Annotated in this window: 17 protein-coding genes and 1 tRNA gene; 2 read left to right on the top strand and 16 right to left on the bottom strand. The window is 36.4% G+C overall.

Annotation, left to right across the window (positions count from 1 at the left end; translation table 11 throughout):
• From FYJ79_RS05085 to FYJ79_RS05050, 8 genes are all read right to left on the bottom strand, one after another.
• Nucleotides 1–264 carry a barstar family protein gene (locus tag FYJ79_RS05085; protein ID WP_154515110.1) on the bottom strand — a complete coding sequence of 88 codons (264 nt, stop codon included), beginning with the start codon at nucleotides 262–264 and terminating at the stop codon, nucleotides 1–3.
• Nucleotides 261–722 (bottom strand): ribonuclease domain-containing protein, encoded by a 462-nt coding sequence (locus FYJ79_RS05080; RefSeq protein WP_229771337.1) that lies wholly within the window; start codon nucleotides 720–722, stop codon nucleotides 261–263. Before FYJ79_RS05080 ends, FYJ79_RS05085 begins: the two co-directional genes overlap by 4 nt.
• Nucleotides 723–767: 45 nt before the next feature.
• Complete coding sequence (locus tag FYJ79_RS05075; RefSeq protein WP_154515108.1) at nucleotides 768–1,907, bottom strand: GGDEF domain-containing protein; 1,140 nt, start codon at nucleotides 1,905–1,907, stop codon at nucleotides 768–770.
• Complete coding sequence (locus FYJ79_RS05070; RefSeq protein ID WP_154515106.1) at nucleotides 1,904–3,028, bottom strand: GGDEF domain-containing protein; 1,125 nt, start codon at nucleotides 3,026–3,028, stop codon at nucleotides 1,904–1,906. Before FYJ79_RS05070 ends, FYJ79_RS05075 begins: the two co-directional genes overlap by 4 nt.
• A gap of 151 nt (nucleotides 3,029–3,179) precedes the next feature.
• The gene (locus FYJ79_RS05065; RefSeq protein WP_154515104.1) at nucleotides 3,180–3,626 is read right to left on the bottom strand and encodes a threonine/serine exporter family protein; all 447 of its coding nucleotides are present in this window, start codon (nucleotides 3,624–3,626) and stop codon (nucleotides 3,180–3,182) included.
• Complete coding sequence (locus FYJ79_RS05060; protein WP_154515102.1) at nucleotides 3,623–4,381, bottom strand: threonine/serine exporter family protein; 759 nt, start codon at nucleotides 4,379–4,381, stop codon at nucleotides 3,623–3,625. Before FYJ79_RS05060 ends, FYJ79_RS05065 begins: the two co-directional genes overlap by 4 nt.
• Nucleotides 4,382–4,398: 17 nt before the next feature.
• Nucleotides 4,399–4,956 (bottom strand): chromate transporter, encoded by a 558-nt coding sequence (locus tag FYJ79_RS05055; RefSeq protein WP_154515100.1) that lies wholly within the window; start codon nucleotides 4,954–4,956, stop codon nucleotides 4,399–4,401.
• Nucleotides 4,953–5,522 carry a chromate transporter gene (locus FYJ79_RS05050; RefSeq protein WP_154515098.1) on the bottom strand — a complete coding sequence of 190 codons (570 nt, stop codon included), beginning with the start codon at nucleotides 5,520–5,522 and terminating at the stop codon, nucleotides 4,953–4,955. The genes FYJ79_RS05055 and FYJ79_RS05050 overlap by 4 nt, the downstream gene beginning before the upstream one ends.
• 136 nt (nucleotides 5,523–5,658) lie before the next feature.
• Between FYJ79_RS05050 and FYJ79_RS05045 the strand changes: the two genes are divergently transcribed.
• Nucleotides 5,659–6,195, top strand: a complete 537-nt coding sequence (locus tag FYJ79_RS05045) for a peptidylprolyl isomerase (protein ID WP_229771340.1) — start codon at nucleotides 5,659–5,661, stop codon at nucleotides 6,193–6,195.
• Nucleotides 6,196–6,221: 26 nt separating this feature from the next.
• On the opposite strand, the gene FYJ79_RS05040 is transcribed toward FYJ79_RS05045, so the two are convergent.
• The 6 genes from FYJ79_RS05040 to FYJ79_RS05015 all read right to left on the bottom strand — a co-directional run bounded on the left by FYJ79_RS05040 (nucleotide 6,222) and on the right by FYJ79_RS05015 (nucleotide 13,093).
• Nucleotides 6,222–7,286 (bottom strand): 3'-5' exonuclease, encoded by a 1,065-nt coding sequence (locus tag FYJ79_RS05040; RefSeq protein WP_154515094.1) that lies wholly within the window; start codon nucleotides 7,284–7,286, stop codon nucleotides 6,222–6,224.
• Between the two features lie 67 nt (nucleotides 7,287–7,353).
• The gene (locus tag FYJ79_RS05035) at nucleotides 7,354–8,322 is read right to left on the bottom strand and encodes a C39 family peptidase (RefSeq protein WP_154515092.1); all 969 of its coding nucleotides are present in this window, start codon (nucleotides 8,320–8,322) and stop codon (nucleotides 7,354–7,356) included.
• Between the two features lie 963 nt (nucleotides 8,323–9,285).
• Nucleotides 9,286–10,626 (bottom strand): MATE family efflux transporter, encoded by a 1,341-nt coding sequence (locus FYJ79_RS05030; RefSeq protein ID WP_154515090.1) that lies wholly within the window; start codon nucleotides 10,624–10,626, stop codon nucleotides 9,286–9,288.
• Nucleotides 10,619–11,071 (bottom strand): MarR family winged helix-turn-helix transcriptional regulator, encoded by a 453-nt coding sequence (locus FYJ79_RS05025; RefSeq protein ID WP_154515088.1) that lies wholly within the window; start codon nucleotides 11,069–11,071, stop codon nucleotides 10,619–10,621. The genes FYJ79_RS05030 and FYJ79_RS05025 overlap by 8 nt, the downstream gene beginning before the upstream one ends.
• 104 nt (nucleotides 11,072–11,175) lie before the next feature.
• Entirely contained in the window at nucleotides 11,176–12,540 is a 1,365-nt protein-coding gene (locus FYJ79_RS05020; protein ID WP_154515086.1) for a C40 family peptidase, read from the bottom strand.
• 106 nt (nucleotides 12,541–12,646) lie between these two features.
• Nucleotides 12,647–13,093, bottom strand: coding sequence for a flavodoxin domain-containing protein (locus FYJ79_RS05015; RefSeq protein WP_154515084.1), 447 nt, complete (start codon nucleotides 13,091–13,093; stop codon nucleotides 12,647–12,649).
• 114 nt (nucleotides 13,094–13,207) lie between these two features.
• Between FYJ79_RS05015 and FYJ79_RS05010 the strand changes: the two genes are divergently transcribed.
• Nucleotides 13,208–13,282: transfer RNA gene (locus FYJ79_RS05010), tRNA-Gln, on the top strand.
• Nucleotides 13,283–13,392: 110 nt separating this feature from the next.
• Here FYJ79_RS05010 and FYJ79_RS05005 read toward each other — a convergent pair.
• Together FYJ79_RS05005 and FYJ79_RS05000 are read right to left on the bottom strand one after the other, a co-directional pair.
• Nucleotides 13,393–13,872, bottom strand: a complete 480-nt coding sequence (locus tag FYJ79_RS05005; protein ID WP_154515082.1) for a DUF3955 domain-containing protein — start codon at nucleotides 13,870–13,872, stop codon at nucleotides 13,393–13,395.
• Nucleotides 13,873–14,096: 224 nt separating this feature from the next.
• On the bottom strand, nucleotides 14,097–15,322 hold a 1,226-nt coding region (locus FYJ79_RS05000), incomplete at its 5' end, for an AAA family ATPase (protein WP_154515080.1).

Genomic DNA, 15,322 nt, shown 5'->3' with positions numbered 1-15,322 from the left:
TTAGAGAAATTGTATATCTAAGAGTGGATTATTGTTGTGGGCATCATGGCATAATTCCATAAAGGCGTTGAAGTATTCTGGGTAGAGAGCTTGATAGCCTGCATAGTTATTGATAATGAGTTTTGTCTTCTCACTTATACTTGTCAACATGTCATAGAGTGCATCGAGGTTATCGGGATGGATATCTGCTGGTAAGGCGAGAAAGCGTTTATAGAGATCTTGCTTCTCTTTACAGCTTGATAGATCAAGATAGTATGTGTTCATGATTTTTCTCCTGAATAGAGTTTGATAAAGCTATTGTAATGGTCTTCGGTATAATAGATATCGAAGTGATTGCCGTAGACGAGGCGCTTAGTCCCTCGGCTGTCTTGATGCATTGTATCGATATCGCATTCATGATAGGTTTGATCTGTTGGAAGTCGTTTTTCATAGTTCCCATAGTAATCTCCCCCAATGCATGCCGATTCTTTAAAGCGATCCAGCCCTCCTGAATGCCAGCCAAGTTCTCGTGCTTCATTTTTGGTAATGAAGTTTCTTGGTAGTTTATGGTAGGTATGGAGATAGAGCGCAACATCATGTTTGGTTGTATAGCTGCCATTGACATCAATTGAAACAGTTTCTTGATGTGTTGGCTTGGTTGTTTTTATTGGTGTTGTACAGCCTGTAAGAATGGTTAGTGCCATTAATAGACAGAACACCAAATGCATAATTCTTTTCAACATTTTCTTCACCCTACCCATCATAACAAAAAAGAAATAGTCATGATACTATTTCTTGTTATGATAGGCTCTCTTTTGAATATACATGTTGTGATCACTTGATTTATAAAGTTCTTCAAGGGTGAGTTGATTGTTGTTGACATAATAAGTGCCTAGGGAAATTGTAAGGTCTTTAAGGACTGGGTTGGTGTTTTCTTTATAGAAGGTTTGTTGGATTTCTTCACAGATATGTTGTGGGCTGGTGAAGAATTGTTTGTCGATGATAATCGCAAATTCATCACCACCCCATCTAGCGACAAAACAATGCTTATTGCGACTCAATTGACTTAAGGCAAGACTGAGGATCTTGAGGGCTTCATCACCGATATGATGTCCGTAAGTGTCATTGATGCTTTTGAAGTCATCGATATCAATCATGCAGAAATAGAATGGCTTATATTGCGCATCTTCTAATCGTTCATCACAGTATTTGCGTAATTTACGGCGGTTGTTGAGCTTGGTTAAAGCGTCACTATAGATACGATGGTCCTGTCTTAGCGTGAAGATGAGCGTGAGGATACAAATAATAATTGGTGGCTGAATGGGAAGATATTGGTCTTTGAAATAGAAATATCCACTTAATACTGGTATCAACATAAAGGATGTAAGTGATAGGTATGTTCTTCTGTCATCATCATTCTTAGCTTTATAGGCACGAAAAGCAGCCTTGGCTGAAATTATGAGTAGATAGCTACAGTTGACAATAAAGATAATGATGAAGCTATAATGGAAATTTACTAATCCATGTTCATCAAAACTAAATAACCAACCTGTCTTAACTGAAGTCAATATGAAGACAAAGAGTACGTTGTAGCTAAAGGATGTTAAGAAATGAAAGTTGAATACTCCAATATATTGTAAATCCATTTGTATTGTTCCATATATAAAACAACTATAAATAAACAAACATATCGTAATCATCGCCCCAATCACACTTATGCGATTAAGTATTACAGGGAGATAATGAAATTGACTTAAGACCCATACTGCATCACATACCAAATAACCTATAAAAAACATCAACATCAGCTTAAATGTACGTATTGAATATGTATTCCCATAATCATATCCAACATGATTCAATAGTATTAACGCAAATAATCCACAAGATATATCAACAATTAAATAGGATAAGATGTAATGAATCATTTCTTTGCCTCTTTCTGTTGATACATTTCTTGATCAACTTGATGATACAGTTCAGCAAGTTTTAGTTCTTGTTGGCATTTTTTATAACCTATGGATAATGAGAAATCCTCACTGAGATGATGCTGGAAGAGATAGTATTTGAAGAAGTAGTTCATGAGATTAATGATATTTTCAGCCTGATCTACTTTTTCTTCATCAAGCACGATTATGAATTCATCCCCACCCCAACGAGCAATAAAGCCATCATAATGTTTTGTAGTAAATCGCATCGCTTCAGCAACGATTTGAAGCACGAGATCGCCATTTTTATGTCCGAGTGTATCATTGATGTTTTTGAAGTTATCGACATCAATCATATAGATGATAAAGGGTTTCATTTTAGCTTTAGCGAGTCGTTCAATCAAATACTCATCTGTTGCACGGCGATTATAGAGTGATGTCAGGACATCGGTATGAATGCGGCCATCTTGCAGATTCATGAAGATCATCAACATGCTGGCAAGTGTTGCTGGTACGACTACGGGCAAGCTATCCATGAAAAAGGAGACTATGGCTCCTGATGATGGCCCTAATCCAATAAGCAATAGTGAATAGTATTCTTTTTTCTTGGTTAGTGATTTGGTTTTTCTTGCGGCTTCGATGACAGTTATGACAATCATCAGGAAATACATCCCTGGTATAACCCATTGTAGCCTATAATAGTCACCATGAATAACATGGTTATCTGTTGTGAGTTTGTAGATGGCATCAGTGCAACATACGATGATAGCTGTTATGATGACTGGGATGAAGGATGTATATTTTATGATTGTTGTTTCGGCTAGTTTACGATTTACTTTGACTAGTGTGAAACGAAACCAGCCATAAGCTATGATGACTGATATAATGCAACGTATATATTTAAAGATAAAGCCATTTATGAGATGTATGACTTGATGCTTAAGAATGAATGATGTGACATCAGTCATAATGAAAAGAATGACCATTGAAATAATAAAATGATACCAATAGACTTCTAAATCATTACCAACATCACTATTGACTCTTGAGGCAATAATGATGGATATGACTAAGCACATGATATTAATTAAGACGTATTCTATGTAATATTGATGAACCATAATCTCTCCTTTCTGCCTCTAGCCTACCTAATATACTTTTTTCTTCTTTAAATGTCAAATAAGAGTAAAATGAAAATAATAATATATTTGAATAGAGATGACTTTTTCTTGAATATAATAAATAAAGCGATGAAATCCTATGATTCCACCGCTATTTTTCTTCTCTTTGTAGTTTGCGTAATAAGCCAAATATCTCATGGGGTATGGAGAGGGCAAAGATAATCCCAAAGCTTATTGCCAAAGCTATTTTAGCTGTTTCTAGACCATTTCTTGTGAATGAAGCCATATCATTCATAAAGAAGTAATAGGCTGTATAGTAGATCCCGGCACCTGGGACAATGGGAAAGATACCAGGTAGGAGATAGAGCGTCACAGGTGTTTTAAAGAGCACCGCACAGATTCTTGAAATGACACCTAGGAAGAAGGCTGAAGTGAAGGCATAGACAATGGTATCTGCCCCGACTTTTTCTAGCGTGAAGTAGATAATCCATCCTACTCCACCTGCAACAGCTCCAGCTAGTATATTCTTTCTTGGAACGCTATATAATATTGAGAACGCTGCTGTGGCAACCATTGCCACCAAGAACTGAATAATCATAATAATCCTCCCAACATTCTAAAGAGACTCATCACTGTCCCTACCCCAACCGCAATACATATCGCTGTTAATAAAGCATCCAATAGATGAATAGCCCCAGAGAGATAATCACCATAAAAGAGATCACGAATACTTGTTGTTAAAGCGATACCAGGTACTAAGGGCATAATTGAACCAATAATAATCTTTCCCATATGAAGATTGGTGAAGACCTTAATATAGATAATTGTCAGAATAGTGACAAAGGCTGCCCCAAAAATATTGCGGATGAAGCGACTGCGTGTACGCATCACACTGGCCAGAAAGAATGCTTCAAGTAAGACACCGTTGATAAAGCCAAAAAGGCCATCGAAGGCATTACCGCCAAAGATATATGCAAAGGCACCTGACCCTACACCACTTGCAAGAATTAAGACATAATCTTTGGCTGTAGGGATATGTTTGATCTCTTCGAAGCGTTGTTTAGCTTCTTCTAGATTGATTTTGTGGGCACTAAGGTCTCTTGAGAGCTGATTAATAGCTGAGACTTTTCCTAAATGTATCGGTCCCAATGTAACATTACGGACAATACTTTGTTCGTTTGTTGAGGCAAAGATGCCATTGGAGAGAACATAGACTTCAACGTCTTCTATTTCTAAAGCTTTCAACATGTGTATAATTGTATCATTGACACGATAGACTTCAGCCCCTGCATAAAGCATGAGCGCCCCGACATCAACCGCAAATACTAATCCTTCTTTCTTACTTTCTTCCATATTACCCTCACTCATTATTAAAATATGTATTGTATGATGACTTCAGATAATCCAGCTAGAAACATCACTAGCACAGGATTCCATTTATATTTTCTCAACAACACTAAACAAATCACAAAAATGACAATCGCATGATATTTAATCGCTGTTAAAGATATTGTACTCTTTATAAAGAATGCTTCCAACAAGATTGTGATCCCACTGATCGCTATCATGGCGACTACAGCTGGTCTTAAGAAAGCTAAGGCATTATCCATAATCGTAAGATCTTTATAACGCACATAGAGATAAGCTAGAAAACTGACGATGATTGCTGATGGCAATACACAACCAATAGTCGCAATAATAGCCCCAGGCATCCCGGCCGCTGCTTCTCCGACAAAGGTAGAACCATTAATAGCTATAGGACCAGGTGTCATTTGTGAGATTGTAAAGAGGTCAGTAAAAGTAGACATATTAATCCAGTGATGTTTTGTAATGGCCTGTTCGATCATAATGGGCATTGAGGCATAACCACCACCAAATGAGAGTATGCCTACTTTAAAGAAAGCCACAAATAATTCCCACAATATCATACTTTCACCTTCTTAATAAGAAATGTATCCACCAAACTCAAGACAATACAACCAATCACAATATAAGCAATATTCACATGACCATAATAATTCAATACAAATGCCCCTATCATAATCAAGGCATTTCTTAGCCGATGATCCTTCATAACACCCTTACCCATATCATAGACAACAGAGACAATCAAAGCCCCCACACCAGCACGCATTCCTACAAGCATATTCTTGATGAAAATATTTGTGATAAAGGCATTATAAAAAATAGAAATCACATAGATAATCACAAAAGGTGGAATAATTGTCCCTAATGCACAGACAAATATGCCTGGAATGCCGGCCATTTTATACCCCAGGACAATCGCTCCATTAACGGCGATAGCACCAGGTGCGGACTGGGCAATCGCAACAAGATTAAGTATTTCTTCTTCATCAATATAGTGAAGCTGATCACAAAATCTTGTCTTCATCATTGAAACAATGACATATCCTCCACCAAATGTAAAAGCTGATAAGTAGAGCGTATTGAGAAAGAGTTCCCACAATAACCCTATCTTTGTTTTCTTTTTCATAATATCACCACAACTAGGATACCTTGTTGGAATTCTTTTTTCTAGATGATAATTGTAAAATATGACATAATAGTGTTTATGGAGGAAGGCTATGAAACGTATACTTACAATTCTCTTTACATGTTTAATGCTTGTTATGACAACTGCTTGTAGTTCTAAGAAAAAGGCTTCTGTAAATAATCATCCTGTTGTTGTGATTAAGGTGAAGAATTATGGTGATATAACTGTTAAGCTTGATCGTACTCAGGCACCTATTACGGTTGATAATTTTATTAGTTTGGTGAATGATAAGTTCTATGATGGGCTAACATTCCATCGTATTATTGATACCTTTATGATTCAGGGTGGTGATCCTAAGGGTGATGGTACTGGTGGCAGCAAGAAGACAATCAAAGGTGAATTTAGTCAGAATGGTGTTGATAATACTCTTTCGCATACAAGAGGGACAATCTCTATGGCGCGTAGTTCTGATTATAATTCCGCAAGTTCCCAGTTCTTTATAATGCAGGATGATGATACATCTCTTGATGGCCAATATGCCGCTTTTGGTAAAGTGACCAAAGGTATGGATGTCGTTGACAAGATTGCCTGGAATACGCCTGTTTTAGATGATAATGGAACTGTCGCTAAAGACAAACAACCTGTTATCACAAGTATTCGTGTAAAGAAATAGCCAGTTCTCAATATGAGAATTGGCTTTTATTTACCTAAAATTAAATAGATATCTTCTCGTGAAGCATACTTTAAACAGAATTGAATGAGCAGTTCATCATCCTGATCACTGTAAGCTTGTTGGAGGATTTCAAGTTTTTGTCTTACTTCAGGATCAACGTGTATCTCTAAGTGATGTTCTTTGACCATTTTCGCTATATCAAGACGGCTGATGCCATAGAAGATGGAAAGATCTTCAATCGACTTACCGGCCTTATATCCATAGAGAATGGCTTGTTCTAAATCTGGCATATTCTTCCTTTCCTTCCTATATCCATTATATTGATCATTGTTGAGTAAATAGCTTTCGAGCGCCCGGAGAAACTCTAATGTCATGAGGCAATCATATGTTGCACGGTGTTTCTGGGGATCAGTGATACCAAACATTTCACAAAGTGTACTGAGTTTGTAGTTATCGACATTCTTGATATATCTCTTGGCAATAAGTCTTGAATCAACCATATTCCTAAAAAGCATTTTGACTTCACTTTCAGGTATATGATAACGCAAAGCTGTTGATAAGGTAATGCGATAATCAAATGCTATATTATGCCCAATAATTCTTCTATGCCCAACGGCTTCTTTTATAGCTTCCCACTCATTGACGAAATAAGGTTCATCTTTGAGCATGGGATTGGTGATGCCATTGACACGACTTGCCGCTTGACCAATTCTTTTCTGGGGATGATAGAGTGAATGATAGATTTCATTTCCCAACATATCAATTACTGATAATTCAATCACTTCATCATCCTTATATAAACCTGTTGTTTCTGTATCTAAGATGACACAGTCATCAAGATCAAGAATGGAATAGGTCATAGGTATCATATATGGTGGTTCATATTGATCAATATTTTGATATTTCTTACGTATTGGTGTTGTTTTAATCATAGCTTTATTTTCTTCAAGCACATTCATAAAACTACTATCAAAGACAAGATCATAAATATCCCCATCATAATCTTGATCAAGATACTTATTTTCAATAAGCCATTGTTTTAAGCGCTCTTTATGAAACTTATAATAACTATTCATTTCCTTCAACAACATCACATTTCACCTCCCATTCATCATACCACAAACATCATAAAAATAGACACAGAGATCATCTCCGTGTCTATAGATAATAGGCAAACATCTGTTTATTTTGAGCGATGACTCTATTCTCATCCCATAACTGATGTGAATGAAGGCGACTATTAGGATCATGAATAACCAGCTTACCATCCTGCTTACCTACAATGAGAATATAATGCCCACTCTTGGTAAAATCACCCTCCTTAACATTCATCACCACAAGTCTATTCGCCTGTAAAGCTTCATCCAAGCCCTTCGCATTATTTTGAATAAGTTCACACTTAAGCCCTAACTTAGCAGCTCCCTGTGTAAAGAAGTTATAGTTGGTCCCATAACCAAGTTTATAATAGCCTTCTTTATTAGCCCAATCAGCCATGGTTAAAGGATTCATATCCGTCTTTTGTGTAAGATAGGTATAAACCATACTCATAGCAGTAGGCCCACAACCACTAATGGCCATATAATTCTGTCCATATTCACGATAACCCCAACGCTCATCATATTGATAGAAATAAGGCACTTGATGATATTTTAAATAAGCATCAATCTCCCAGGAAATATCCGGTGTTGAAGTATCATTATGCTTTTGTGGTAAATAGCCTAAGACAAATGCTCTCACTTCAGGATATTTATTACCATACTCCTGTAACTGAGCAGGCATCTTTGAAAACAAAGCTTGATTATCCTTGTCATAAATCTGCATTGTCACTTTGTAGATGCTTTTATTGAAAATAAACTGAATAGTACTTTTGCCTACTTTTTTCGCTATTAAGCTATAGTCTGTCGAACTTGTCTTTTTAACTTCTACATTTTTATTATTACTCTTTACATCTCTTACAACTTCAATAAAGCGATAAGGCTGGTTATCTCCAACTATTGATGATGTTTGATATGTATATGTCTTTAACTGTATAGATGTTTCTTTTGGCTTTTTTGTCTCTGCAGTCTTATGACTACAGCCCACTAACAACGCCAATGTCATACAGTATATTACTATTTTTTTCATCATGCGTTTCCTCTATTGCCACTATGATATACATTTATTTGACGAAAAACAAGTCACATGCAAAAAGGCCGAACAAATGCTCGACCTAATACCACATATCATTGTTCACCATGTAGCCTACTAAGAAACTACCAATAATAACATTATTGGGGAGGAATGCTTTATCTTTGATCAACAACAATATACTCATCTTTGTCAATATTCTTCCAAGTGTTGGAAGACCTTTATGTTATCTATAATGGATATATACTACAAATCATGATATTCGACAACAATCATACCTTGTCATGTCAAAGCAGGTAGTGGGATGACTGCTTTGGCATTCCCAATGACAAAGCACATTTTCATTATAGTACATCAGGTCTTTATACTATGAAGTGGGGTATCCTTAAGGGATATTCTGACTTTATGAGGCGTCTTTGTTTCGTGAATAAGGACATATCAGTATTACAATATGACAAGATGTAATACAAAGAAAACACAAATAGACTATTACAGATTCCATCTTCTATTATGGACATTGATAAACAGTATCTGAAATCAACATGAGAACTGTTTGAATTAGGTAAGCGCTGTCATTTGTTTATATGATATATGCATTCTCTATTATTTATAGGAATACTTGTCTATTTGGGGATTACAACAAGTAAGAGAATGATGGGCTTTTATATATCATCTTTATTTGTGTTTTTATGCCTTTTACCGTGATTTTTGTTTAACCCTCCTTGTAAGAATGATTGTACATGAGATGATATAGAGACTTGTGGTTATAAGAATGTATTGGTGTAATGAAGACATTCTCTTATTGCCTGCCTCTATAACTACATTATAGTAGTATTTTCATAATTTGAAAAGAAAAATCACCTAATTTACGCATATTTCCTCATTTATTTATTAAAGTTGTCAAATAAAAGTGATACACACATCTATTTTACTTTCATATCACAAAAAAGCATAAGCTTATGCCTATGCTTGCATCGTATGTTTTTTGAGATAGATATAGAAACCGACATTTAAGATAATGCCACATGTTGTTGCGACGGGAGCAGCTAAGCCAATATAAGTGAGGCTTGCATGGGGCTGGATGGACATAAAGTAAGCAAGAGGAAGACGTACGAGTAAGGTTTGTATTAATCCTTGTATCATAACCCATAATGTTTGATCATGTCCGTTAAAATATCCAACCATACTAAACAGTACTGCTGTTACAACTGTTTCAAATGCGAAGCCTTTAAGATACTTATAGCCTTGTTGGATAACGGCTTTTTGGTTTGTGAAGATACTTGTAAGAAGATTGCCTTTGAAGAATACAAAGAGGAATACAATAATACCAATCGCTAAACCAATACCCATACCTGTTATCATTGCCTGCTTAGCACGTTTTTCATTTCCTGCACCGACATTCTGGGCAACAAATGATGCCATCGACTGCATTAATGAACTTGGCACTAACATTGTGAAATTAACAATCTTACAAGCAACACCATATCCTGATGATGCCTCTAAGCCTAATCTATTCACAAAAGCACAAAGTGCTAAGAAAGAGATCTGGGTTAAGCTTTCTTGTAAGGCAAGAGGAACACCTATTTTGAATGCTCTTAAGCTTTGACTATTGATTGTGAAATCTGACTTAGTGATTGTGAACTCTCTCTTTCTTTTCACCAACAAGACAAGGGCAAATAATACACTTATGCCTTGGGCAAAGACTGTCGCAAGTGCGGCACCTGCAGCGTCCATATGCATCCCTGCCACCAAAAACAAATCACCAAATATATTTACAATACAAGCCACCCCCACAAATAGCAATGGTGAACGGCTATCCCCTAATCCTCTAAAGATGGCTGATAAGAGATTATAGAAAACAATAAAGAATATACCAGAACCACATATACGCACATAAGCACTTGTCTGGGTAATGGCTTGTTGGGGTGCTTGCATAAGTCCTGAGATTGGTAATGAGAAGAAGAACATGATCATAAACAAGATTATTGAGATAAGTGTAAAGATTATTGTCGAACCACCAATCGTTGGTCCAATCTCTTTCACCTTTCTCTCACCAAGATAGCGGGCAATAAGTACTGTCATACCAATTGATAATTGTGTAATGACAAACGTTACTAAATTGAGCACCTGACTACCTGTTGAAACAGCAGACAACCCAGCTGTCGTCCCAAAACGTCCTACAACGACTAAATCAACGGCTCCATAGGCTGCTTGTAATACCAATGCCCCTAATATAGGCATCATAAAGAGAGATAACTTCTTCACTATACTTCCTTGCGTGAAATCAGCTGCACTACTACTCATGATGACCTTGTCTCCTTTCCCACATAACTTGATAAAACTTTGTAATGGTCTCAACAGTAATATCCGCATCTTCTAAAGAAATCTTATTGAGGTCTTTCGATAGATCTTCAAAATAAATCTTATTAAATTTCTCAAAAAGATCATAACCAGATTGTGTCAAAGAAATATATACAACACGACCATCATCTAATGATATATCCTTCTTCAAATAACCCTTATCAACCATACTATTCACAGTACGTGTCACACCTGGCCTTGGTAAATTCAAAGCCGAACTTAATTCAGAAATTTTCACATTGTTTTGGTTTTCTTTGAGTTTAATAATTGCTTCTAAATAACGTATATAAGAAGGTAATACCCCTTCAGGTAACTCTGGCAATAAATCAAGTATTCTTCTTGCCATATAGAAGCTATCAAGTAATGCTTTTGTCTTTGTACTATTCATTGTTCCTCCTATTTAATTACCATTGGTAACTTTTATAGTCATATAACACTTTATTATCAAGACATAAAAAAAGACATAAGTGAGAACTTATGCCTTAGTATTCATTAATAAAGTCTTCTTGCCGTGTAGTACTGGTTGTTGTAGTAGCCGCTTGTGATATTGACAACCTTAACTGTTTCACCAGTTCTAGGTGCATGGACCATTCTACCACCACCAACATAGATACCAACGTGGTGAACGCCACTTGCCTTTCCGTTACTACTAAAGAGAATAATGTCACCAGCCTGTAGATTACCACGAGCTACGGATTGACCCATACCGACAAGTACTTTTGTCGAACAACGACCAAAGTTAACACCATTCTGCTTATGTGCCCACCATACTAAACCTGAACAGTCAAATGTATTAGGTCCAGAAGCACCCCATACATAATTTGATCCTTGTTTACTTAATGCGGTATTCGCAATTGCCATACCTTTTGACTGATTGCCTGATGTAGCAGGCTGACTAGGAGCAGGTGTAGGTGCTGGTGCAGCAGCATTATTTGATGATGATTGGTTATTAGTATTTGTATTCTTATTAGAATTAGAATTTGAAGTTGTATTTGACTGAGCTGGTTTTGAAGCAGGCTGCTGCGCTGCTGGTTGTTGTTGTTGAGCTGGATGGTCTTCAACAGCTTGTGTAACACCCTTGACTTCTGCTAATTTATCAGCTTTTTCGATATCTGCCATGTTCTTGGCAATAACTTCAATACTATCTGTATTTTGATTTAATTGTTGTTGTGTGGCATCTAATGCAGCTTTTTGTCCTGTTACTTTAGCTACTAATTCTGCTTGTTGTTTTGTAGCTGCTTGTTTTTGTACAGCTAATGCTTCTTTGGCAGAATTAAGTGTTGCTTGTTCTGCTTTAAGTTCTTCTTCTTTTGCATGAATTTCATTTACTAAGTCATTTTCATAACTTGTGAGATCACCTAGAGTTGCAGCTCTAGAGAAGAATTCTCCAAAAGAAGATGCCCCTAATAAGTAATCAGCATACATATTTGTATTTAATTGACTCTGTACAGAATATAATCTTGCTTTTAATTCTTCTTTCTTTATATCGATTTCATTTTGTGTATTTGTGATTGCTGTTGATACATAATTAATTTTATTAGTGTTATCAGCAATCTGAGTATTAATAGAATCTAATGACTTAACGATATCATCAACACTCTTTTGTGTATCTTCAATAGCTTTCTTTGCATCCGCAATCTGATCTTTAAGATTCGATGATTGATCTTTTAAATAACTATTGAATTCTTTACATGTTTTCTTATCTCCAGAACTTAATGTTGATGAAGAACATAATTTATAATATTTTGATTCTTTGCCTGAAAAGTTAGTAGCTTTAACGCTAGAAACTTGTGTATATGTAAGTGGAAGAACTAAAGTAGCAGTAAGTAATAATGAAAAAAGCTTCGATTTACTCAATATAATCCCCTCCCTAAATTATTTCGATATACTTTATTGTGACATTTTTTAAGAATTATCTCAACCCAAATCTCCACATTTATGATATTCATGTCATGCTGTCGTTTTATCGTAAGACAATGTCACTTATAAATGCCTGTGCTAATCTTTCATCTTTGATATTAGGATGTTTTTTTGCGATACCACCAATAAACTTCAATGGCCCAAATGTATCATATCCCCTACAATAGAATGTTCCAAGATATGTACTTTTCGCTTTAAGCATATCTTCTGCTTCAGCTTCATATTTCTTATAATGACTCCCACAAGTATAGACAATAAATGTCTTCTTGTCTTTTAAATCTAGTTTATGTATTTGTTTAAGTAAAGCAGGTGATAACTTATTATAATATATACCAGATGCAAATCCTAAATAGTCATATTGTGAAAGATCAGCACTCTTTACATAATTAATAGGTATCAAATCCATCTCTATCTCTTTTTTCATAGCTTGAAGTATTTTTAATGTATTTTCATGATGTACTGATACAAAAATAACTCCTACCCTTGACATAAAACAACCTCATTTCTCATTCATTATGACTTATTTTAATGCATTATGAAGAACTTTTCAAATTTCTACTTGCATAACGTCCCAACCTGCGTTATATTAATAAAGCACTGCGATTGGGGTATAGCCAAGCGGTAAGGCAGCAGACTCTGAATCTGCCATTCGTAGGTTCGAATCCTACTACCCCAGCCATGGAAATTTCAAGATGCTTCGGCATCTTTTTTTCTTATAAAAGCTATAATACCATATTGAGTTATACTTAAAAAAGCTGTGAGATATATTGTATATCCCACAGTTTTCTTTTACTTTGATAAGCGTTTCTTGTTGTAGAGATAGGCGGTAAGGGTGACAACAATCACCAATATACCTGTTGCCAAGAATGCAAGCCCAACTGGTATTAAGAAGAAGTTCTCGTGAAGAATGCCCTGTGCATCAATGTATTCAACAGATAGTGACTTGATAATGAAACAGGCAAGTCCGCCAAGCATTAAGAATCCACCAATAACTGTTACGATAAGATTCATCTTTGCACTTCTTCCTGTATTACCATCTTCAATTAATTTTTCAGTCATTTTATTCATATCATTACCTCCAAGTATTAACTGATCCAAGGAGATATGAAATGTTGTAGCAATCTCAATAAGTATTTCAATGTCAGGGAGATTCTTGTTGTTCTCCCAGTTTGAGATTGCTTGTCTTGTGACATGAAGTTTACTAGCAAGTTGTTCCTGGGTAAGCTTGTTGTCTTTTCTTAATTGTTTTATTGATTCACTGAATTCCATTTCATTTCCTCCTTGCGCTTTCACTATAGGATGGAGGTCTGTTTTCTACAAGAAAGCAGTCGTTGCCCCAATGTTTTTACTGTCAAGAGTCACTTGCGCAAGCTATAGATGACACTTAAGCCATTGTGTTTCTATCGTATCTATTTCTACCACAAGATGACTATATTGAAATACGACACATAAATCAATATATTTTGAAAAAGCTAAAAAGAGCACCGAAGTGCTCATTGTTCATCCGTCTTTACGACATAACATTGTTTCTTATTGAAGGATATACCATAGCCTATCACATTCTTATAGCCGTCATTAAGTGCTTCTTTAAGATACTGATTCTTTTGTATTTGTCTTGCCCCAATAAGTGCATCATCTCTAAGATCCCTAATACCCTTTGAATGCTTGCATTCAATAATGACTACAGTACCAAGTATCGAATCAGGCAAGATGCACAAGTCAAACCTGCCCTCTCCTGCCTCTCGGTTGGAGACGACTTCATGATCATTCAGCAGCCCTACCAGGAATCCATGATAGAAGCTTTCCTGGTTGTCATAGTAGCTGATGCTTCTCATTAATATGTCATTGAGTATCTCATTCACGCTTCCTTCATTTCCTGAAATGAGTTCCTGATAGAGTGTGCTCTTTCTTGCACTTGCATAGTCCCTGAAGTAGCTCATGAAAGACTGCTTATAGATTTCATAGACTTCCCTGTTTGGGATGACGAGTTCATAGCGGTGGTCACCCAGGTGATTGATGGCCTTGAGATAGCCTGTAAGCAGCAGGAAGCTGTAGATATTGTTGATGTTGTCCATCTCACGGTATGTCAGCTCCGCCTTGATGTCCTTGATGATGGACTGACCGTTCATGAGCTGCTCAAACTCGTTTCTTAGCCCCCTGTCACCACTCTGGATATACTGCACAACAATACTATTGCTGCTCGTATTGGCCCAGAAGGATACAGGCCTGAAGGAGACATCCCTTATCCTGTACTTCACATAGCTTAGGGTGCTCCATGGATTATAGATCTCAAGATCTCCAAACCTGTATCCATCATACCATTCCCTGACCTCATTCATGCTCTGAGATAACTGATAGTCAGATAAGAGCTGCTCAACCTCTTCTGTGGTGAAGCCAAAATACTCATTGGCGATATTGTCAAGGATTGAGTAGGATGAGAAGTTATTGAGGCCTGTAAAAATGCTTTCTTTGGATATTCTTAGACAGCCTGTCATGATGCCTTTCTCTAGTGCATCATTGGTCTTGAGAGATGAAGAAAAGAGACTTCTTAGAAAACCAACCATCTCATCATAGTAATCATTTTGATAAGCCGCCTGCATAGGGACGTCATATTCATCTATCAGGATGATGACTTTCTGGTGGTAGTGTGTGAACATTGCCTGAGATATTACGCGCAATGATGTACTCAAGTCCTCTATGGAAGCAGTCTCGCTATGCA

It is taken from the genome of Sharpea porci, from assembly GCF_009695655.1.
Classification (GTDB): domain Bacteria; phylum Bacillota_I; class Bacilli_A; order Erysipelotrichales; family Coprobacillaceae; genus Sharpea; species Sharpea porci.
Note: the sequence above shows the minus strand (reverse complement) of the source record. Positions and strands in the feature narration are given on the sequence as shown.

Coding starts and splice junctions, on each gene's coding strand:
- FYJ79_RS05085 (WP_154515110.1), bottom strand. CDS start 264: ATGAACACATACTATCTTGATCTATCAAGCTGTAAAGAGAAGCAAGAT.
- FYJ79_RS05080 (WP_229771337.1), bottom strand. CDS start 722: ATGTTGAAAAGAATTATGCATTTGGTGTTCTGTCTATTAATGGCACTA.
- FYJ79_RS05075 (WP_154515108.1), bottom strand. CDS start 1,907: ATGATTCATTACATCTTATCCTATTTAATTGTTGATATATCTTGTGGA.
- FYJ79_RS05070 (WP_154515106.1), bottom strand. CDS start 3,028: ATGGTTCATCAATATTACATAGAATACGTCTTAATTAATATCATGTGC.
- FYJ79_RS05065 (WP_154515104.1), bottom strand. CDS start 3,626: ATGATTATTCAGTTCTTGGTGGCAATGGTTGCCACAGCAGCGTTCTCA.
- FYJ79_RS05060 (WP_154515102.1), bottom strand. CDS start 4,381: ATGGAAGAAAGTAAGAAAGAAGGATTAGTATTTGCGGTTGATGTCGGG.
- FYJ79_RS05055 (WP_154515100.1), bottom strand. CDS start 4,956: ATGATATTGTGGGAATTATTTGTGGCTTTCTTTAAAGTAGGCATACTC.
- FYJ79_RS05050 (WP_154515098.1), bottom strand. CDS start 5,522: ATGAAAAAGAAAACAAAGATAGGGTTATTGTGGGAACTCTTTCTCAAT.
- FYJ79_RS05045 (WP_229771340.1), top strand. CDS start 5,659: ATGACAACTGCTTGTAGTTCTAAGAAAAAGGCTTCTGTAAATAATCAT.
- FYJ79_RS05040 (WP_154515094.1), bottom strand. CDS start 7,286: ATGTTGTTGAAGGAAATGAATAGTTATTATAAGTTTCATAAAGAGCGC.
- FYJ79_RS05035 (WP_154515092.1), bottom strand. CDS start 8,322: ATGATGAAAAAAATAGTAATATACTGTATGACATTGGCGTTGTTAGTG.
- FYJ79_RS05030 (WP_154515090.1), bottom strand. CDS start 10,626: ATGAGTAGTAGTGCAGCTGATTTCACGCAAGGAAGTATAGTGAAGAAG.
- FYJ79_RS05025 (WP_154515088.1), bottom strand. CDS start 11,071: ATGAATAGTACAAAGACAAAAGCATTACTTGATAGCTTCTATATGGCA.
- FYJ79_RS05015 (WP_154515084.1), bottom strand. CDS start 13,093: ATGTCAAGGGTAGGAGTTATTTTTGTATCAGTACATCATGAAAATACA.
- FYJ79_RS05005 (WP_154515082.1), bottom strand. CDS start 13,872: ATGGAATTCAGTGAATCAATAAAACAATTAAGAAAAGACAACAAGCTT.